20 protein-coding genes are annotated in these 19,376 nt (G+C 42.7%); 2 read left to right on the forward strand and 18 right to left on the reverse strand.

The window, feature by feature from the left end; all coding sequences use genetic code 11:
- Positions 1 to 194: 194 nt before the first annotated feature.
- The 17 genes from nagZ to yceD all read right to left on the reverse strand — a co-directional run bounded on the left by nagZ (position 195) and on the right by yceD (position 13,872).
- On the reverse strand, positions 195 to 1,214 hold the full coding sequence (gene nagZ, locus Xbud_RS03500; protein WP_099134767.1) for a beta-N-acetylhexosaminidase: 1,020 nt from the start codon (positions 1,212 to 1,214) through the stop codon (positions 195 to 197).
- Positions 1,215 to 1,282: 68 nt separating this feature from the next.
- On the reverse strand, positions 1,283 to 2,146 hold the full coding sequence (locus tag Xbud_RS03505) for a phosphotransferase (protein WP_099134768.1): 864 nt from the start codon (positions 2,144 to 2,146) through the stop codon (positions 1,283 to 1,285).
- Positions 2,133 to 2,702, reverse strand: a complete 570-nt coding sequence (gene lpoB / locus Xbud_RS03510) for a penicillin-binding protein activator LpoB (RefSeq protein WP_099134769.1) — start codon at positions 2,700 to 2,702, stop codon at positions 2,133 to 2,135. Before lpoB ends, Xbud_RS03505 begins: the two co-directional genes overlap by 14 nt.
- 130 nt (positions 2,703 to 2,832) lie before the next feature.
- Positions 2,833 to 3,183 (reverse strand): purine nucleoside phosphoramidase, encoded by a 351-nt coding sequence (hinT, locus tag Xbud_RS03515; protein ID WP_099134770.1) that lies wholly within the window; start codon positions 3,181 to 3,183, stop codon positions 2,833 to 2,835.
- Between the two features lie 31 nt (positions 3,184 to 3,214).
- The gene (locus tag Xbud_RS03520; protein ID WP_099134771.1) at positions 3,215 to 3,991 is read right to left on the reverse strand and encodes a metal-dependent hydrolase; all 777 of its coding nucleotides are present in this window, start codon (positions 3,989 to 3,991) and stop codon (positions 3,215 to 3,217) included.
- Positions 3,992 to 4,013: 22 nt separating this feature from the next.
- Positions 4,014 to 5,003 carry a DNA polymerase III subunit delta' gene (gene holB / locus Xbud_RS03525; RefSeq protein WP_099134772.1) on the reverse strand — a complete coding sequence of 330 codons (990 nt, stop codon included), beginning with the start codon at positions 5,001 to 5,003 and terminating at the stop codon, positions 4,014 to 4,016.
- The gene (gene tmk, locus Xbud_RS03530) at positions 5,000 to 5,641 is read right to left on the reverse strand and encodes a dTMP kinase (protein ID WP_099134773.1); all 642 of its coding nucleotides are present in this window, start codon (positions 5,639 to 5,641) and stop codon (positions 5,000 to 5,002) included. The genes holB and tmk overlap by 4 nt, the downstream gene beginning before the upstream one ends.
- Positions 5,638 to 6,663, reverse strand: coding sequence for an endolytic transglycosylase MltG (mltG, locus tag Xbud_RS03535; RefSeq protein ID WP_099134774.1), 1,026 nt, complete (start codon positions 6,661 to 6,663; stop codon positions 5,638 to 5,640). Before mltG ends, tmk begins: the two co-directional genes overlap by 4 nt.
- A gap of 79 nt (positions 6,664 to 6,742) precedes the next feature.
- Entirely contained in the window at positions 6,743 to 7,567 is an 825-nt protein-coding gene (gene pabC, locus Xbud_RS03540) for an aminodeoxychorismate lyase (protein ID WP_209028742.1), read from the reverse strand.
- A gap of 173 nt (positions 7,568 to 7,740) precedes the next feature.
- Positions 7,741 to 8,982: a beta-ketoacyl-ACP synthase II gene (gene fabF, locus Xbud_RS03545; protein ID WP_099134776.1), complete on the reverse strand. Its 1,242-nt coding sequence runs from the start codon at positions 8,980 to 8,982 to the stop codon at positions 7,741 to 7,743.
- A 74-nt stretch (positions 8,983 to 9,056) separates the two neighbouring features.
- The gene (gene acpP / locus Xbud_RS03550; RefSeq protein ID WP_012989255.1) at positions 9,057 to 9,293 is read right to left on the reverse strand and encodes an acyl carrier protein; all 237 of its coding nucleotides are present in this window, start codon (positions 9,291 to 9,293) and stop codon (positions 9,057 to 9,059) included.
- Between the two features lie 150 nt (positions 9,294 to 9,443).
- Positions 9,444 to 10,178: a 3-oxoacyl-ACP reductase FabG gene (gene fabG / locus Xbud_RS03555; RefSeq protein ID WP_099134777.1), complete on the reverse strand. Its 735-nt coding sequence runs from the start codon at positions 10,176 to 10,178 to the stop codon at positions 9,444 to 9,446.
- Between the two features lie 11 nt (positions 10,179 to 10,189).
- The gene (gene fabD, locus Xbud_RS03560) at positions 10,190 to 11,119 is read right to left on the reverse strand and encodes an ACP S-malonyltransferase (protein WP_099134778.1); all 930 of its coding nucleotides are present in this window, start codon (positions 11,117 to 11,119) and stop codon (positions 10,190 to 10,192) included.
- An 18-nt stretch (positions 11,120 to 11,137) separates the two neighbouring features.
- Positions 11,138 to 12,091: a beta-ketoacyl-ACP synthase III gene (locus tag Xbud_RS03565; protein WP_099134779.1), complete on the reverse strand. Its 954-nt coding sequence runs from the start codon at positions 12,089 to 12,091 to the stop codon at positions 11,138 to 11,140.
- 6 nt (positions 12,092 to 12,097) lie between these two features.
- The gene (plsX, locus tag Xbud_RS03570; RefSeq protein ID WP_099134780.1) at positions 12,098 to 13,135 is read right to left on the reverse strand and encodes a phosphate acyltransferase PlsX; all 1,038 of its coding nucleotides are present in this window, start codon (positions 13,133 to 13,135) and stop codon (positions 12,098 to 12,100) included.
- A gap of 29 nt (positions 13,136 to 13,164) precedes the next feature.
- Entirely contained in the window at positions 13,165 to 13,335 is a 171-nt protein-coding gene (rpmF, locus tag Xbud_RS03575; RefSeq protein ID WP_038260337.1) for a 50S ribosomal protein L32, read from the reverse strand.
- Positions 13,336 to 13,347: 12 nt separating this feature from the next.
- Positions 13,348 to 13,872: a 23S rRNA accumulation protein YceD gene (gene yceD, locus Xbud_RS03580; RefSeq protein WP_099134781.1), complete on the reverse strand. Its 525-nt coding sequence runs from the start codon at positions 13,870 to 13,872 to the stop codon at positions 13,348 to 13,350.
- 144 nt (positions 13,873 to 14,016) lie between these two features.
- On the opposite strand from yceD, the gene Xbud_RS03585 reads away from it, so the two are divergent.
- The gene (locus Xbud_RS03585; protein WP_099134782.1) at positions 14,017 to 14,610 is read left to right on the forward strand and encodes a Maf family protein; all 594 of its coding nucleotides are present in this window, start codon (positions 14,017 to 14,019) and stop codon (positions 14,608 to 14,610) included.
- A gap of 19 nt (positions 14,611 to 14,629) precedes the next feature.
- Here the strand turns inward: Xbud_RS03585 and rluC are convergent, their stop codons facing one another.
- On the reverse strand, positions 14,630 to 15,580 hold the full coding sequence (gene rluC, locus Xbud_RS03590; protein ID WP_099134783.1) for a 23S rRNA pseudouridine(955/2504/2580) synthase RluC: 951 nt from the start codon (positions 15,578 to 15,580) through the stop codon (positions 14,630 to 14,632).
- 569 nt (positions 15,581 to 16,149) lie between these two features.
- Between rluC and rne the strand changes: the two genes are divergently transcribed.
- Positions 16,150 to 19,266: a ribonuclease E gene (rne, locus tag Xbud_RS03595; RefSeq protein ID WP_099134784.1), complete on the forward strand. Its 3,117-nt coding sequence runs from the start codon at positions 16,150 to 16,152 to the stop codon at positions 19,264 to 19,266.
- Positions 19,267 to 19,376: the final 110 nt, after the last annotated feature.

Here is a 19,376-nt window from a genome sequence, read left to right on the forward strand (position 1 = left end):
TCCGACTTAAATCTGGTTTATGAAAATTTGTAATTTACAATGTTAACATTATGTGATTTATGGGATTTTTTGACAAAACGATATTCTGAAACCAATTTCAGGGAGAAATAAATTAAAAGCGGCAAAAGAGATAGGATCATCAGGCAGTAACTTTATCCCAGATTTGATAGCAACCAATCAGACAAATTCAATGATCAGCCGCAGCTTAGCCACTGTTCACACAAATTATTCAATTTTGTGTTTGCCTGCTGCCAACGTTCTGATTTTTTCAGCTCTTCCAGACTGAACTGACCTCCCTGATGATATAACCGTGTTACTTTATTCGAATTAATCATTGGTAAGTTATCCAAAACATCCGTTGCCCCTTGACGGTTATTGCACACCAAAATCATGTCGCATCCCGCTTCTAGTGAGGCTTTCGCACGTTCAGCATACCCGCCCATAACTGCCGCACCTTCCATTGACAGATCATCAGAAAAAATAACGCCATCAAAGCCTAGTTGCTGGCGTAAAACGTTTTTAAGCCAGTAAGGAGAAGCACTTGCCGGACGATGATCTACCTGAGAGTAGATCACATGAGCCGGCATAATTGCATCAAGCAAATTTCGTTGAATGAAATCACGGAAGATCAACATATCGTGACAGCTAATCATATCCATTGAACGATCATCCAGTGGAGTTTCTTTATGAGAATCTGCTGTTACTGCTCCGTGTCCGGGAAAATGTTTACCCGTTGATTTCATTCCTGCCGAATACATACCTCTGATAAATCGTTCAGCCATTACCATCGCCTGTTCAGGCTCTTCATGAAACGAACGTTCACCAATCGCAGTGCACTTATGTCCCAAGTCCAGTACAGGAGCAAAACTGATATCAATATCCATTGAAATCATTTCTGATGCCATCAGCCAACCGGACTCTTCTGCCAAATGTCCCCCCATCAGTTCATCATTCAAACAGGCAAAAGATTGTGCGGCAGGTAAGCGAGTAAAACCTTCATGAAAACGCTGTACACGTCCCCCTTCCTGATCAACAGCGATAACTAAACGATGGCGGGAGGCTTCGCGGATTTGACAAACTAAATCATGTAACTGCTGAGTATCGTGAAAATTGCGGGTAAACAGGATCAAACCGCCCACTAATGGATGTTGCAGAATTTCACGTTCTTCACTATCCAGCTCATAACCAACAACATCTAACATTACTGGACCCATAACATTCCTCACTTCTATTTGTATTAGTTATCTATTAAATATCATCTTATTAATCGCCATCCAGCGGACTAAAACGCCAGATTAAAGCTTAGGCGCAAGGAATGAGCCAATGCTGAAAATTGCAGCTCTTTTGTCTGCTGCCAACGTACTTCATACCACATCAGCATCATGTATCTCACCCACGGCTCCCACTGCTTAATTTTTTGCTCCAATAAGACGATATCAATGTAGCCTGATGCGTAGGTACAATAATAATTCAAAAAAGTCTTCTGCTGTATTTCATCCCATTGATTACCTTTAAATAAGGTTGCCAATGAGAAACCGATATCGACATCCGTTGCATATTCCCAATCAATCAACTTTAGGCCTTCTGAAGTCATAAGCAGGTTATCAGGATGAATATCCATGTGAGCAGGTGCTATTTTCAAAGGAACAGGCATCTTTGCTGTCATAAATAATTTATGTAGCCGCAACCAATCCGGTGAAAGCCGTCGATTATCAATCTGCTGCCACTGGGATGCGATTTGTTGTTTAAGCTGGAGAGAATAACCCAATGGCGAATGGTGATGGAGGTTAGCAACTATTTGCGCCAACGACTGTTGAAATGACGGTAAACCAAATGCTTCAGCCGTAACTTTTGTTCCGCTCAGCCATTCCAATAACAACCAATCACTATGCATGGCAATGACTTTAGGCGCAATACCGACAAAAGAGAGCCTGCGTAAGATCCGATTTTCCCGTTGGCGATTTATCCCCAAAGCTCCACCATGCCACATTTGCCTGCGTCCCACCATCTGATGTACGCCATCCGTAATATAGTGGCTTCCCTGGGTCAATCCTGCTAATAGCCTGATTTCCCAATTTCTTGCAGGAATGTCAGGCCATTTCTGACGCAATACCTCAAGTAAGGCTTTATTATTAGTCAATATCACCACTACCTGACCAAAGTATCTCACCCGTTTTGACCAGCATAAGCTGCATCTCTATCTTACGCTGTTCATTATTACCAGATACGACAGAATAGAGCACATAATCAGCATTTAGATAGCGCGCTAAACCGATAGATTTACTGCGTAATGCCAGGCTATCTTCTGATGACAACCCTAACGCCTGCCTAGCGTAATACACCTGTTTTTTCGGTACTATCTGAAAAATCTGTTTTTTACTGACCACATCTGTAATCGCATCAGTTGCCTGAAGTGTTCTCAGTGAGCCATTTGTGTTGTTTTTAACTGTATCAACAAGCAATACTTTTCCTGCCTCTACGCCCTGAGCTTTGACCAGCTGTTCAATTAATGGCTGAACGATGCTATTCCAGCTAATCGACTGGATCCTTGGAGGTTGAGGAACTTTCTCCAGTGGCTTTGCCGGAGGTTCTGTTTTTTGCTCTGGTTCAGCAGGAGTAACAGGAGCAGGCGGCTGTGGCGGTATTAATGAACAACTCGCCAGCAATATTGCTGATAATATAACTAAAAGAACTCTTTTCATTAATCTACTCCAGTTACAACACTATCGTGTACAGAATCATGCACAACTATCATACGAATCTGTTATACATAGTTTCATTAACGTAAATCCATTAACGAAAACTTATTAGCAAAAATAGTGATGGATAATATTACCTTACCAATAGTGGGCCTAATGGATGTCCACCTACCAAATGCATATGGATATGAAACACTTCCTGTCCCGAATGACGGTTACAATTCATGATAAGGCGATAACCATCTTCTGCAATTCCTTCTTGTTTGGCGATTTTCGCTGCAACAGTGAACAAACGCCCCAATGCAGGTTCATGCTCTGGAGTAACATCATTAACTGTTGGAATAAGTACATTAGGGACAATCAGAATATGAGTTGAGGCTTGAGGTGAAATATCCCGAAATGCCGTCACCAAATCATCTTGATATACGATATCAGATGGAATTTCACGACGAATGATTTTGCTGAAAATAGTTTCTTCTGCCATCTCACTTCTCCTTTCTTATCATTTAATTTTCTTAAATATTAATATGGAACAAGTCACAAAAGTTTCTGGTCGTTACTTCTGCCAACTTCTCAATACTGACCCCTTTCAGTACTGCCATATACTCAGCAACATCACGTACATAAGCGGGCTGATTCTGCTTGCCACGATAAGGAACCGGGGCCAGATAAGGTGAATCAGTTTCTACCAAAATACGGTCGAGAGGGACAAACCTTGCAGCTTCACGAATTTGTTCTGCATTACGAAATGTAACAATACCTGAGAAAGAAATATAAAAACCGAGATCCAGTAAATCCCGTGCTGTATCTTTATCTTCTGTAAAACAGTGCAGCACCCCACCACAATCCTGTACGTTTTCTTCTCGCAAAACCATCAGGGTATCATCTCTTGCTTCACGGGTATGAACAATCACGGGCTTATTTAATTCACGACCGATACGGATATGCTGGCGAAATGAAGTTCTCTGTAATTCTGCATTTTCTTTCTGATAATAATAATCCAGCCCTGTTTCCCCCAGTGCGATTACATCATTGTCCACAGCTAATCGGGCAAGTTCATCAAAATCGTAACCTTCATCCAGATTCAATGGATGAATACCACAGGAATACGCGACATTTTCACGTTTACCAATCATATTTTTCATTTGCTGGAAACCGGGCAACGTAGTTGCTACCGCCAGCATATACTTCACATCCCTTTCTGCGGCTTTAGCAACTACATCATCTACACTTTTGTGCAGTGTTTCATAATCTAAACAGTCGAGATGACAATGTGAATCCACTAAAAACATAATATGCCCGTATCTAAATGTGTTAGCGAGTGGAGCAAAGTTGCCTTTCCCAATTGAGTAATTGTTCAGTCAGTAACAATTCCCGATTGATGCCCACTACGGATATTAATTGATGACGACAACGCGTCCAATCATCAACCATATTTAATAATTTTTCCACACCTTGGCTGGAAGCCAAATGGTGGATCAACGCCTGCTGATCTTGATTAATACAGTAATTTTGCGCCTTTTGCTGCCATTTCACTGCATCAGATAGCAAGCAAATCAGCCAATATAACGATTGTTGTGCATCATCACGATTCAATAATGGCAAAAGTGATAAGGTATCATAGTCATATAATGCCTGTGTAATAGCCTGACAAAATGCCGTTCTCTGCTGCCATTTTTCAGTTTGGAGTAACTGTTTTGCAGCCAGTGGCGCTCCCTGTGACAATTTTAATGCCGTCTGGATATCCTGCAATGATATTGCCGGAAGTTGATTTTGTAGCCAGTACAACCCTGTTTGATTTTCAGGGACAGGCAGAAAATAATAGAAACAGCGGCTTCGCAATGTTGCCAGCAAGCTCGCCGGACGTTGGCACCTCAATAAGAAATAGGTATTTCCGGGCGGTTCTTCTAACGTTTTCAACAAGGCGTTGGAAGCTGCATCAGTGAGCGCTTCTGTTGATGATAACCACACAATTTTAGCGCCGCCCTGTTGAGAATATTCGTAAAGTTTTTCACTAAGCTGGCGTATTGCATCCACACCAATGACACTTTTCCCCTTTTCTGGAGCAAGAACATGCCAGTCAGAATGGGTTTCTGCCAGCATCAAATGACAGCCGTGACACTTACCACAACTTTTTGTGCCTTGTTTATTCTGACACATCAACCAGCGGCTTAACCCATAAAGTAATGCATCTGCTCCTGTTCCTTCATGCGCATGAAGCAAAAGAGCATGATGTCCACGACCTTGTTGATGAGATTCAATCAACTGGCGATACGCATGGTTAAGCCACGGATACCAATTCATTCCTGCATTTCCCGTTGTTTCAGCCAATGGAACAAAATCTGACGAATATCATCCTGTACTTTTTCCAATGGCTGTGTTGCATCTACTTTTTTGATGGCCTTATCTTGTTCTACGAGTTCGAGATACCTTGTACGGGTACGATAGAAAAAATCCAGCGATTCTTTTTCAATACGATCCAATTCACCACGCTCGCGGGCACGCTGTAAACCAACCTCTGGCGGTAAATCAAGATAAATGGTCAAATCAGGGTAAAAATCACCGAGCGCTGCTTCACGCAATGAAGACAATAAGCTCCGGTCAATACCACGACCACCGCCCTGATATGCCTGAGAAGACAGATCATGGCGATCTCCGACAACCCAACTGCCTTTTGCCAGAGCAGGCTTGATCACATTCTCCACTAACTGAACTCTGGCAGCGTAAAGCATTAATACTTCTGCTTTATCCGTCAATATCTCTCCTTCAATTCCTTCTTTGATCAATTGACGTAATTTTTCCGCTAAGGGAGTTCCACCCGGTTCACGGGTAAAAACAAGATCAGAAATACCATGCTGTTTCAGTGTATCAGCCACAGTTTGGATTGCCGTAGTTTTTCCTGCGCCTTCAAGCCCTTCAATAACAATAAATTTACTGTTCATTTATCCTGCTTTAATCTCTGACGATAAAGATTTACCGCTTTATTATGTGCTACCAAATTCGTAGTAAATATATGACCGCCATTACCATCTGCAACGAAATATAGATAATCAGTCACGGCCGGATGCGCCGCTGCCTTGATCGATGCAAGACTTGGCATGGCAATAGGCGTCGGTGGCAGCCCCTCGATCATATAAGTATTGTATGGTGTAAATGTGGTCAAGCTGCTACGAAAAATGGTTCCGGTATACTTATCGCCCAACCCATATATGACTGTCGGATCTGTTTGTAATCGCATCTTTAACCGCAGACGATTAACAAATACTGATGCGATTTTAGCGCGTTCAGAATCTACCGCAGTCTCTTTTTCGATAATAGATGCCATAATTAACATCTCATAAGCACTCTTATACGGTAAATTCTCTGCACGATTTTTCCATTCCTGCTCTATTACCATGACCATTTTTTGGTAAGCACGCCTGAGTAATTCTATATCACGTGTACCTGCTGTATAGAGGTAAGTATCAGGGTAAAACCACCCTTCCAGTGATTCACCTGCTTTCATATCCAACAATTTTGTTAGATCTTGTGACGTTTTACCTTCTGTCTCATGCTTCAAGTATGGCGCATTCTGCAATATCTTTGACCAGTCAGAGAGACGACTACCTTCAATAAAGCGGATAGAAAATTGAATTTCTTTACCACTAGAGAATAATTGCAGTATTTCTTTTAACGTCATATTTTTTTGTAGACAAAAAGTACCTGCCTTAAACTTGGCCAATTCTGGTTCTAAACGAAACAACCACGGCAATAATTGGTTATCTTCGATGAGTTTATGCTGAATTAATAGTGTTTCCAGCCCGGAACGTCCTGTGCCGGCAGGTACTGTGAATATAAGATCTTGAGCCAGGTTAACCTTTTGAGCAGAAAAATTTTCTATTTTTTTTACAAAAAAGAAAAATGCTATTGCTGCAACAATAATAATCAATCCAGGTAAAACAAGAATGTTCTTTTTAAGTTTCATTCGATTACCATTTTTATCTGTTCTTCAATGATAGAGACGGAATACGGAATAACCGCTGTTTCATACCCTCGAATTACAACTACAGTCTTAAACACTCAGGTAATAAATATTCATGTAATTCTCTGGTTTGATATTTCCACGCAGGTTGATTTTTATGTGCCAGGATCTGATTGACAGCCATCACAGGCATCAGGGAATTACAAATAATCACCTCATCGGCATGTGCCAATGCTTCAGGATAACGCATGACACACGACAAGTTATAGTCACTGTCTTCCAATACCTGGATAATCTTCTGTCGCATTACTCCTTCTACACCACACTGGCTTAAATCCGGTGTATAAACGTTTTTACCTCTACGCCAAAAAATATTTGCGGTACAACATTCAACCAATAACCCATCGCTATCAAGTACCAACGCTTCATCAATTTTTGCTTGTTCAATAAACCGTTTTATCAAAACCTGCTCCAAACGGTTCAGATGCTTGATGCCTGCCAAATGAGGATTAATCCCCATTGCAACAGGACTGAGGCCCAACGAAACACCTCTTTCACGTAAGGTATGGTATTGTTCTGGATATGAACTTAATGAAAGAATTTGATTTGGCTCACTAATGCTATCAAAGCTGTACCCACGGCCACCATTCCCTCTGGAGAGGATCACTTTCAAAACACCTGATTCACACTCCGCAGCAACTTGTTTAATATGGCTTTCCAATTGCATCCAATCCAGCACAGGCATAAACAGTTTTTCAACGCCTTTTTGTAACCGTTTTATATGCAAAGGCAACAAAGCCGCCTGACCTTGCTCAACTCTTATTGTGGTAAAGCAGCCATCCCCAAATTGTACCGAACGATCATTAGCAGAAAGTTGATCGTATAATTTGCCGTTAATCCAATACATCATCTTATTTTTTGATTCTTAAATAAAAAGGTGTGGAAACCTCAGCTTATAAGGGGCGTTATAATAGTATATGAGTCGTGGCAGTGCAAAAATGTGCATCTGAAAAGCACAGAAATAAAACATAAAAAAACCCCAACATAAGAGTTGAGGCTTTTTCTAGGAAATTGAGTGTTTTACATCTTACGGAAAATCAGTGAACCGTTAGTTCCACCGAAGCCGAAAGAGTTACACAACGCATATTCCATTCTTCCAACGTTGCGCGCCTGACCAGGGACAAAATCCAAACGGCAATTTTCATCCTGATTAACCAGGTTAATGGTTGGAGGAACAATCTGATCACGCAGGGAAAGAATGGTAAAAATAGATTCCACCGCTCCTGCCGCGCCCAGCAAGTGACCTGTCATAGATTTAGTTGAACTCACTAATACTTTAGTGCCTTTACCAAATACAGACTCCACTGCCACAGCTTCAGCAAGATCACCTGCTGGCGTTGAAGTACCATGAGCATTAATGTAGCCCACCTGATCCGGAGAAATATCTGCATCTCTCAAAGCATTTTCCATAGCAAGTGCTGCACCTGCTCCATTTTCCGGTGGAGATGTCATGTGATACGCATCACTACTCATACCGAAGCCAACTACTTCAGCATAAATTTTCGCGCCCCTTTTTTTGGCGTGTTCATATTCTTCAAGAACAATAACACCAGCACCATCACCCAGAACAAATCCATCACGATCTTTATCCCAGGGGCGGCTCGCACCTTGAGGATCATCATTACGGGTCGATAGTGCACGGGCAGCGCCAAACCCTGCAACACCAAATTCTGTACTTGCCTTCTCAGCACCACCCGCCAACATGATATCGGCATCATTATATGCAATGATACGCGCCGCATGGCCGATGTTGTGTACGCCAGAAGTACAAGCAGTTGCAATAGAAATACTAGGACCACGAAGACCATATAGAATGCTCAAATGGCCTGCTACCATATTAATAATGGTTGAAGGTACAAAGAATGGGCTGACCTTACGAGGCCCGGCCGAAAGCAATGTACTGTGGTTTTCTTCAATCAAGCCCAAACCACCAATACCAGAACCAATCGCAGCACCAAAGCGGCCAGCATTGGCTTCTGTTACTTCGATTCCTGCATCCTCAATGGCTTGAATGCCAGCAGCAATACCATACTGAATGAACAAATCCATCTTTCGTGCATCTTTACGCGAAAGATTGAAATCTTCATGATTAAAATTCTTCACCACACCAGCAAACTTAGTTGCATGGTTAGCGGTGTCAAAATGTTCGATAAGGCCGATACCACTCTGTCCGATACAAACAGCGTTCCAAGAAGACTCTACTGTATTGCCGACAGGAGATACCATGCCTAGTCCGGTCACGACTACTCGACGCTTAGACACGGTTATCCTCCAGGGAGGGAAAAAATGTAAGACAAAAAACATAGGCGGTCGGACGACCGCCTAGGTATATGTGCTTATTTACCTGCGTTTTCAACGTAGTCAATAGCAGCCTGAACTGTAGTGATTTTTTCAGCTTCTTCGTCTGGGATCTCAATATCGAACTCTTCTTCCAGAGCCATTACCAGTTCAACTGTGTCAAGAGAATCAGCGCCCAAGTCATCAACAAATGAAGCTGTGTTTACAACTTCTTCCTCTTTAACACCCAGTTGTTCAACGATGATTTTCTTAACGCGTTCGTCGATAGTGCTCATACTATTAAATTTCCTATCAAAACTCGCTTTCGCGATGGTTTTCGTAGTTTATAAAATACAGGAAAAGATGCAACCAAATCCCGGCTGGTCGAACCACCAACTGCTTTTTTTGTACAAAAAATACATCAAAAATAGTGGGTTCGCTCATTTTTAAATCATGTACATGCCACCATTGACATGCAATGTTTCACCCGTAATGTAAGCGGCCTCATCAGAAGCAAGAAACGCTACAGCACTGGCAATTTCCTTTGCATCACCGAGACGATTAGCAGGAACTTGAGATAAAATGCCTGCCCGTTGGTCGTCTGTCAACGCTCTGGTCATATCCGTTTCGATAAAGCCAGGTGCAATAACATTGACGGTAATGCCACGAGAAGCGACTTCACGGGCCAGTGATTTGCTAAAACCAATGACCCCTGCTTTCGCTGCCGCGTAATTCGCCTGCCCCGCATTTCCCATTGTTCCAACAACAGATCCAATGGAAATAATACGCCCATAACGTTTTTTCATCATAGAACGCATTACTGCTTTTGACAGACGAAAAATCGAAGAAAGATTAGTGTTAACAATATTTTGCCACTCATCATCTTTCATACGCATCAACAAGTTATCACGTGTGATGCCCGCATTATTCACTAGAATGTCTATTTCACCAAATTCAGCACGAATATTCGATAGTGCTTGTTCAATGGATGCTGAATCTGTGACATTCAGTACAAAACCTTTGCCTTTATTACCAAGATAGGCACTGATTGCCTCGGCTCCCTTTTCACTGGTCGCAGTGCCAATTACACGTGCGCCACGTTCAGCCAATAATTCTGCAATCGCTCGACCTATGCCACGGCTAGCACCAGTAACTAGTGCAATTTTTCCATCAAAGCCCATGTTTTCCTCAGTCATTTATTCAGAGCAATTGTGAATGATGATACATCATTTACTGCTACAGCACTTAAAGTATCAACAATTCGTTTTGTTAAACCAGTTAATACCTTACCTGGTCCTATTTCTAAAATTTTATCAATACTTTGCGTTGCAATATATTCAACAGATTCTGCCCAGCGTACAGGATGATACAACTGACGAACCAGAGCATTCCGAATTGCATCAGCAGATTCTTCTACTTTAACATCCACATTATTGACAACAGGGAACTGCGGTTGATTAAACACAACAGATTGCAGTGCCGTTGCCAACTGGTCTGCCGCAGATTTCATCAGGGCACAATGTGAAGGAACACTGACTGCCAAAGGCAGAGCTCGCTTAGCCCCAGCCGCTTTACATGCAGCCCCTGCACGCTCTACTGCTTCTTTCTCGCCAGCAATTACGACCTGTCCAGGAGAGTTAAAGTTAACAGGCGAAACAATCTGTCCCTGTGCTGATTCTTGGCATGCTTTTGCAATGGACTCATTATCCAGGCCAATAATGGCATACATAGCACCTTGCCCTTCAGATACTGCCTCCTGCATCAGTTTCCCGCGTAATTCAACCAACTTGATAGCTTGTTGGAATTCAATTACACCAGCACAAACCAGTGCAGAATATTCACCAAGGCTATGACCAGCCATCATAGAAGGAGCTTGACCACCCCGCTCCTGCCATATCCGCCAAATGGCAAAGGAAGCCGCCAGCAATGCAGGCTGTGTTTTCCACGTTTTATTCAGTTCTTCCGCTGGCCCCTGCTGAACTAATTCCCATAAATCGTATCCCAGAACCTCAGAAGCCTCTGCGAAGGTTTGTTCTACAAGCGGAAATTCTGTAGCTAAATCAGCTAGCATGCCAAGGGATTGAGAACCTTGGCCAGGGAATACCATTGCAAAATCAGACATGTTTATCTTCCTGTTAAGTTAAAAACGTACTAGCGCTGAGCCCCAGGTAAAGCCACCGCCAAATGCTTCAAGTAAAACAAGTTGGCCACGTTGAATTCTTCCATCACGTACCGCTTCGTCAAATGCAGTCGGAACAGATGCCGCTGAGGTATTGCCATGACGATCCAGTGTCACGACAACTTTATCCATAGTCATATTCAGTTTTTTAGCTGTCGCAGAAATAATACGTAAGTTCGCCTGATGAGGAACCAGCCAGTCAAGCTGCGAATGATCTAAATCGTTAGCTTTTAAAGTCTCATCAACGATATTCGCTAATTCTCGCACAGCAACCTTAAATACTTCATTGCCAACCATTGTGACGTATGCTGGTGAACCCAATTTTTGGCGATCTTGATGAGGGACTGACAGTAATTCACCATAATGACCATCTGCATGCAGGTGAGTTGACAGAACACCCGGCGCTTCAGAAGCGCCGACAACCATCGCACCTGCGGCATCGCCAAAGAGGATAACTGTACTGCGATCTTCAGGATTTACAATTTTAGAGACAATATCAGATCCAATAACCAGTGCATGTTTAGCGGCACCAGTTTTAATAAATTGATCAACAATACTCAATGCATATGCAAACCCGGCACAAGCAGCCGCAATATCAAAAGCCGGAATACTGTTAATACCTAACAACTTCTGGATCTGACAAGCGCTGCTGGGAAAAGCATGGCTTCCCGTTGTTGTTGCAACAACAATCAAATCGATTTGCGTTTTATTGATACCGGCCATTTCAATGGCTTTTTCAGCTGCCCTGAATCCCATGATAGCAACTGTTTCACCTTCAGCAGCTATACGGCGTTCACGGATACCTGTACGAGTCACGATCCACTCATCAGTTGTATCCACCATTTTTTCTAAATCTGCGTTAGTACGCACCTGAGAAGGCAAATAACTGCCCGTGCCTAAGATCTTTGTATACATTTATGCTTATTCACTCTTGGGTAATACTGCATCTAGTCGGGCTGCGATCCTTTCCGGAACCTGCTTCTCTACCGCCTTAACGGCTTGCTCGATAGCAGCTTTGAATGCGTATTCATTCGCGGCACCATGACTTTTTATGACAATACCACGCAATCCTAATAGTGTTGCGCCGTTATACTGATCAGGGTTTAGATGACCAAAGCGTTTTGCTATTTGTTTGAGCAAAAACTTCCTGAATATTTTCACCAACCATGACGATTTTTTCTTCTGTCCACCTGGTGATTTAACCAGAGACAGAATCACTCTGATTGCGCCTTCCATTGTCTTCAGCGTAACATTACCTGCGAAGCCGTCACACACGAGGACATCTGTTTTCCCCGTTAATAACTCATTACCTTCCACATAACCTATGTAATTAATTAAATTACTATTCCGTAATATCATGGCGGCTTCGCGGATATTATCTAGCCCCTTGGATTCTTCTTCCCCGATATTAAGTAATGCCACACGCGGATTGTTTGCACCTGCAACATCTTCTGCCATCACAGCGCCCATAATGGCAAATTGCACTAACATACGACTATTACAATTAATATTAGCGCCCAAATCTAATACAACTGTTTTCTGTTGTTTCAAATTGGGTATAACTGTCACTAAAGCAGGCCGTTCAATCCCCTCTATCGATTTCAACATCAATTTAGCCAGCCCCATTAACACTCCGGTATTCCCCGCACTGACACATGCTTGCGCTTCACCTAATTTCACTAAATTTAGTGCAATACGCATTGAAGTGCCGTGACTAGAACGAATTGCCTGAGAAGGCCTTACATCATTGGCAACAACATGTTCCGCAGGAATAATTTGCAAACGGCCGAGCAGCTCAGCATTTTTATTTGCAAGCAAAGGAGAAATGGTTTCGGGATCACCGACCAACAGTAGTTTTAATCGCGGATTAGATGCCAGTGCCTGCAATGCAGCAGGCACCGTGATGCGAGGACCAAAATCCCCGCCCATAGCATCTAACGCTAAGGTTAGATTAGCCAAGATATCAACTTGCTAATAATTAGCTGAAATTACTTGTTGATTACCTTGCGGCCACGGTAGTAACCATCAGCAGTCACATGGTGACGCAGGTGAGTTTCACCAGAAGTTTTGTCTACAGAAACTTGTGCTGTAGTCAGTGCGTCATGAGAACGACGCATACCACGTTTAGAACGAGTTGGTTTATTCTGTTGTACGGCCATTGACCTTACTCCTTAAGTACTTTTCTTTAAACTGGCTAATGCGGCAAATGGGTTTGGCTTTTCTGCTTCAGGAGGCAGAACACCAAACACCCTGTCCGCGTCGGACACTTCACAGTGTTCAGAATCATGTACCGGAACTACTGGCAGAGAGAGAATTATTTCATCTTCAATCATAGCCAGTAAATCTATTTCACCAAATTCATTAATGTCAATTGGCTCATACTCTTCCGGTAATGCGTCAGCCTGCTCATCATTGACGACCGGGCTAAAACAATACGTTGTGTGAACATGATGACTGAAATTACTGCCACAGCGCTGACAGGCAAACGTAACATCCACATCTGAATGCCCTTTTACAACTGCCAAACGCTGATTATCAATCTGAAATGATAATGAGCTATCTACATCACTATCCACACTGACCACAGACTCTACGAGACGAGATACTTGTTCAGCAGAATAACTACCTTCGTAGTCTAATCTTTTCTGGGCTGTACGAAGTACATCAATGGTCAGGGGTAATTTTACCTTCTGCATAAGGCGCGCATATTATCTTTGTAATGAGACATAGTCAAAGAAAAAGGCCACACATCTGCACCTTTTCGCCAAATATTCGCTTAATAAGCGGTGTATAGTTTAAAATGCCTGCAAATATTTCTCTACGTATTTTATGGAAAAATGATGCTTCCGATTGTTTTATCGTCAACTTCGATATATCGCCGCTTATTGTTAGAAAAAATAGGTTTACCTTTTACCTGTGCAGCACCACATATTGATGAAAGTTCGCAGGAGAATGAAACTCCTGAGCAATTAGTCATACGCCTTTCACAAGCAAAGGCTACCACATTACAAAAACATTATTCCAGTCACCTTATTATAGGTTCCGATCAGGTATGTGTTTTAAACGGTAAAATTACAGGAAAACCCCATAATTTTGAGAATGCTCTCTCACAACTAAAAAAAGCCAGTGGACAACGCGTCACTTTTTACACTGGCATCACATTATTCAATAGCAAAACAGGAAATACCGATACGCGCTGTGAACCATTTCATGTTCACTTCAGGACACTGACTGAAGCTGAAATCATCAACTATCTAAAAAAAGAACAGCCTTTCAATTGTGCGGGCAGTTTTAAAAGTGAAGGTTTGGGAATTACGTTATTTGAAAAACTTGACGGTAAAGATCCCAATACATTAATTGGGCTGCCATTGATTACACTGACAGAAATGTTTATCCGCCAGGGGATAAACCCTCTGACGGCACAATATTCATAACTAACCTATGACTATTTAATTACATTTGACGCAATTTTTTTAAACATTGCCGTAACCCGATATCCATTGGCGCTTCAAAACGCAAAGTCTCTCCTGTTGATGGATGGGTAAACTTTAATGAACTGGCATGCAGAAATAGCCGATTTATCTCTGTTTCTGCAAGCTGTTCATCAAATTTTTTGTCACCGTAGCGATCATCAAATGCAATTGGATGCCCTGCATATAAGGTATGCACACGGATCTGGTGAGTACGTCCCGTTACAGGGCTGGCTCGCACCAGTGTGGCAAATGCATACCGCTCTTCAACCTTGAAACGCGTCTCAGATGGTTTACCCTCACTGCTAACCTTAACAACCCTCTCGCCGCTTTGTAGAATATTTTTTAATAAAGGTGCCTGCACTACTTTACAATGGGATTGCCATTGGCCGCGCACCAATGCCAAATAATCTTTCTGCATTTGCTTTAAACGTAATTGCTCATGTAGTGAACGTAAAGCTGAACGTTTCTTCGCAATCAGTAAAACCCCGGAGGTATCACGATCAAGGCGATGTACCAGTTCAAGAAAACGCGCTTCAGGCCGTAATGCACGCAATCCTTCAATCACACCAAAGCTTAGCCCGCTTCCACCATGTACGGCTGTTCCTGATGGTTTATTGATAACTAAAATATAATCATCTTCATAAAGAATACATTCTGCCAAAGCCGCTACTTTATCCAGCTTCACAGAAACAGGAACATTCTGTTTTTCTGCCACTCTGACAGGCGGAATTCTGACAATATCATTGGCTGTCAATTTATATTCAGGCTTAACTCTTCCTTTATTGACTCTAACTTCACCTTTGCGCAAGATCCGATAGACCATACTCTTAGGTACACCTTTTAAGCGAGCCAGCAAATAGTTATCAATTCTCTGGCCTGCTTCATCGTCATCAATAGTGACAAACTGTACAATTTGATTATTTGTTTTCATGAACGCAATTTTAATTATCCAGCAAACAGAGTGCTACTCATTTTTTAATTATGTATAAATAATATCCATATCTTCATTCTTTATTATTAAATTGTCTTAGAATAAAGGCTAAAGATTAACAACTTATCACTATTTCATGATAAAAAACTCTTAAAGCGATAAAGTCACCTTGCTATCACCCCAACAGCAATGGAATAATGCTTTCCGGCCACAGTTTACTAAACTATGAATGGCAGATTGAAATTGTTTGTTATCTGTTTGTTTGAACAAAAACGCAGCAATGGCGTAAGACGTAATGTTTAATCAAACAATTTATGGGCTGTGGGTTGCAACTTACTGGACTGGGTAGAACCTGTACTAATTTATTACAGTATCCCCCAATAAAGAGCGCTGCGTTTCTTCCAATGAAAGAAATGAAATTCAGGCTCGCCGACAATTAGGCACCTCTATACAAACGATAGCCGTGAGGCTGGCGGTTTTGTAAAAGACACGAGGTCATCGGTTACCAGTAGTGCTTCTCTTTTTACTCGCAGCTCTATACTAATGTAAAAAATAATGAGTAAGTTAGAATGAAAAGAATGTTAATCAACGCAACCCAACAGGAAGAGTTGCGTGTCGCCCTTGTTGATGGGCAACGTCTATATGATCTGGATATTGAAAGTCCTGGGCACGAGCAAAAAAAGGCAAATATCTACAAAGGTAAAATTACACGGATTGAGCCTAGCCTTGAGGCCGCTTTTGTTGATTATGGTGCAGAACGACATGGCTTCCTACCTATAAAAGAAATTGCTCGTGAATATTTTCCAAGTAATTATCATGCCCACGGCCGCCCCAACATTAAGGACATACTTAAAGAAGGCCAGGAAGTTATCGTTCAGGTCGATAAAGAAGAACGAGGCAATAAAGGTGCAGCCTTAACAACCTTTATCAGTCTGGCTGGCAGCTATCTGGTTCTGATGCCAAATAATCCAAGAGCAGGCGGTATTTCCCGTCGTATCGAAGGTGATGACCGCATCGAATTAAAAGAAGCACTCTCTTCTCTTGAAGTCCCTGAAGGTATGGGGCTTATCGTCCGTACAGCCGGTGTCGGCAAATCCGCAGAATCCTTACAAGGAGATCTGAACTTCCGCCTGAAACACTGGGAAGCGATTAAGAAAGCTGCAAACAATCATCCAGCGCCTTTTTTGATTCACCAAGAAAGTAACGTTATCGTACGAGCTTTCCGTGATTACCTGCGTCCGGATATTGGGGAAATCTTGATCGATAACCCTAAAATCCTCGATTTGGCACGTCAGCATATCACAGCTCTCGGCCGCCCTGATTTTGCCAGCAAAATCAAACTGTATAGTGGTGAAGTCCCCCTATTCAGCCATTACCAGATAGAGTCCCAGATCGAATCCGCTTTCCAACGTGAAGTGAGACTACCCTCCGGTGGTTCAGTCGTCATTGATACCACTGAAGCGTTGACCGCAATTGATATCAACTCATCCCGCGCAACCCGTGGGGGAGATATTGAAGAAACCGCTTTTAATACGAATCTGGAAGCCGCAGATGAGATTGCCCGTCAATTACGCCTGCGAGATCTCGGTGGCCTTATCGTTATCGATTTCATTGATATGACACCAGTACGCCATCAGCGCGAGGTTGAAAATCGCCTGCGTGATGCAGTTCGCCAAGATCGTGCCCGTATTCAAATAGGCCGTATTTCCCGCTTTGGCTTGCTAGAGATGTCACGTCAGCGCTTAAGCCCATCACTGGGTGAATCCAGTCATCATGTCTGCCCACGCTGTAGCGGTACAGGAACCATTCGCGATAATGAATCACTTTCCCTGTCCATTCTTCGTCTGATAGAAGAAGAGGCCCTGAAAGAAAATACTCATCAGGTTCATTCTATTGTTCCTGTTCAGATCGCTTCCTACCTGTTGAATGAGAAACGTAAAGCTGTCAGTGCGATTGAACATCGTCAGGGTGGTGTCGGAGTGGTTATCGTTCCAAACGACCAAATGCAGACCCCACACTTCTCTGTTTTACGTGTTCGTAAAGGTGAGGAAATTTCTGCCCTGAGTTATCAGCTTCCACAACTTCATGAAACGGAAATGGCAAATGTTCAGGAAGATGCACAGCATGAACGCAAACGTCCTGAACAACCTGCTATTTCAACTTTCGATTTGCCTACAGAAACTCCTGTACCTGTAACGGCAAAAATAAAAGAGAAAAAAACAGCAGCGAACAATCAGCAAAAAGCAGACAAACCCGGTTTGTTCAGCCGCCTCTTAAAAGCCCTGAAAAAAACATTCAGTGGCGAGGAAGAGAAACAACCACGGGAAAAGAGCAAAAAATCTTCCGGTAACGATAATCGCCGTTCATCAGATCGCCATAATTCACGCCGCCAAAACCAACGTCGTGAGCGCAGCGAGAACGAAACTCGTAATAATCGTGAGCGTGATGAACAACGTAAAGGACGTAATGTTCAGCCTAAAAATAATGTGCAGGATGATACTGTAATAGATAACGAGGCTCGTGAAACTCAGCAGCAACAGCGCCGTGAACAGCGTGCAGAGCGTCAACGCCGCCGTCAGGAAGAAAAACGCCAGCAACAGTTGGAAATCAAAGCGCAACAAGTAAGCAAAACTGAAGTTCCAGAGGAAGAAATCGAAGAACGTCAACCTGTTATGCCGAGACGCCAACGTCGTCAGCTTGAGCAGAAAATCCGTATTACAGATAGCGTGAAAGAAAAAGCTGTTATTGCTACCTTACCAGCAGTCACATCTGAATCTGCTCCAGTAATCGTAGAAGAAGAGAAAAAAGTTTCTGTACCAGCTGTTATCAATACAGAAATGGAAGTAACGACTCCGCCTTCTGCTTCAGACGAATCCATTGCGCAAAATACAAGTGTGCAAACCTCATCTGTACAAAGTTCTCTGCAAGGTAATGAGCAACAAGATAACATCATGCCACGTCGTTCCCGACGTTCACCACGCCATTTGCGTGTCAGCGGGCAACGTCGTCGTCGTTATCGTGATGAACGTAATCTGACACAATCACCTGTACCTCTTGCAATGGCGGTAGTTTCACCTGAATTGGCATCAGGTAAAGTTTGGGTTCGTTACCCTGTCACACCTGTAGTAACAATTTCTGAAATAGAGATTTCAACTGAAATTTTTGCTATTGAAGAAATAGCATCAGAGCAATCCGTTGATATCACACAAATTCCTGCGATTACAAAAATTGCTGAACCAATCTCAATCTTTGCTGTTACTGAAGCAACAGAGGCAGAGAAAACCACAATCAATTACGAAGATGTTAAAACTGAGTCAGTGATCCATTCTCCTGTGACATCAGTTACAGAGCCTGCCTCTGAACTGACTGCAACGCCAACACAGGAACCTGTAGGATCAGCTATCAGCAATGATATTGCATATCAGGTTGAAACTGTGCATAACACGGTATTACATAAATCTGAGGAAGAAGCACGTCACATGGCAGAACCGATCATCGTGGCAAAAAATCATCACGCTTATTCCCCAATGACTAAAGCTCCGGCACCGGATATGGCGGCGCAACCAGTCATTATTACTGAATGGCAACGCCCTGCTTATCCATTTAAAGGAAAAGGAAGTGCAGGCGGGCATTCTGCAACGAGCGTCGCAACATCAGTAATGTCAAAGCCACAGTCATTCGAATAATCGAATAACATAATCGCCTATAAAATCAAATGGCCCCTTTTTTAGGAGCCATTTCTTATCACCTACGCTACAAAGCCGTCTGTTTCATTTCCTTTGAGCTCCGATTCCAA

It is taken from the genome of Xenorhabdus budapestensis (genome assembly GCF_002632465.1).
GTDB lineage: Bacteria > Pseudomonadota > Gammaproteobacteria > Enterobacterales > Enterobacteriaceae > Xenorhabdus > Xenorhabdus budapestensis.

What these genes read in the sequence shown, in the direction of transcription:
- nagZ (WP_099134767.1), bottom strand. Translation starts at nt 1,214, where the DNA reads ATGGGTCCAGTAATGTTAGATGTTGTTGGTTATGAGCTGGATAGTGAA.
- lpoB (WP_099134769.1), bottom strand. Translation starts at nt 2,702, where the DNA reads ATGAAAAGAGTTCTTTTAGTTATATTATCAGCAATATTGCTGGCGAGT.
- hinT (WP_099134770.1), bottom strand. Translation starts at nt 3,183, where the DNA reads ATGGCAGAAGAAACTATTTTCAGCAAAATCATTCGTCGTGAAATTCCA.
- Xbud_RS03520 (WP_099134771.1), bottom strand. Translation starts at nt 3,991, where the DNA reads ATGTTTTTAGTGGATTCACATTGTCATCTCGACTGTTTAGATTATGAA.
- holB (WP_099134772.1), bottom strand. Translation starts at nt 5,003, where the DNA reads ATGAATTGGTATCCGTGGCTTAACCATGCGTATCGCCAGTTGATTGAA.
- tmk (WP_099134773.1), bottom strand. Translation starts at nt 5,641, where the DNA reads ATGAACAGTAAATTTATTGTTATTGAAGGGCTTGAAGGCGCAGGAAAA.
- mltG (WP_099134774.1), bottom strand. Translation starts at nt 6,663, where the DNA reads ATGAAACTTAAAAAGAACATTCTTGTTTTACCTGGATTGATTATTATT.
- pabC (WP_209028742.1), bottom strand. Translation starts at nt 7,567, where the DNA reads ATGTATTGGATTAACGGCAAATTATACGATCAACTTTCTGCTAATGAT.
- acpP (WP_012989255.1), bottom strand. Translation starts at nt 9,293, where the DNA reads ATGAGCACTATCGACGAACGCGTTAAGAAAATCATCGTTGAACAACTG.
- fabG (WP_099134777.1), bottom strand. Translation starts at nt 10,178, where the DNA reads ATGGGCTTTGATGGAAAAATTGCACTAGTTACTGGTGCTAGCCGTGGC.
- fabD (WP_099134778.1), bottom strand. Translation starts at nt 11,119, where the DNA reads ATGTCTGATTTTGCAATGGTATTCCCTGGCCAAGGTTCTCAATCCCTT.
- Xbud_RS03565 (WP_099134779.1), bottom strand. Translation starts at nt 12,091, where the DNA reads ATGTATACAAAGATCTTAGGCACGGGCAGTTATTTGCCTTCTCAGGTG.
- rpmF (WP_038260337.1), bottom strand. Translation starts at nt 13,335, where the DNA reads ATGGCCGTACAACAGAATAAACCAACTCGTTCTAAACGTGGTATGCGT.
- yceD (WP_099134781.1), bottom strand. Translation starts at nt 13,872, where the DNA reads ATGCAGAAGGTAAAATTACCCCTGACCATTGATGTACTTCGTACAGCC.
- Xbud_RS03585 (WP_099134782.1), top strand. Translation starts at nt 14,017, where the DNA reads ATGCTTCCGATTGTTTTATCGTCAACTTCGATATATCGCCGCTTATTG.
- rluC (WP_099134783.1), bottom strand. Translation starts at nt 15,580, where the DNA reads ATGAAAACAAATAATCAAATTGTACAGTTTGTCACTATTGATGACGAT.
- rne (WP_099134784.1), top strand. Translation starts at nt 16,150, where the DNA reads ATGAAAAGAATGTTAATCAACGCAACCCAACAGGAAGAGTTGCGTGTC.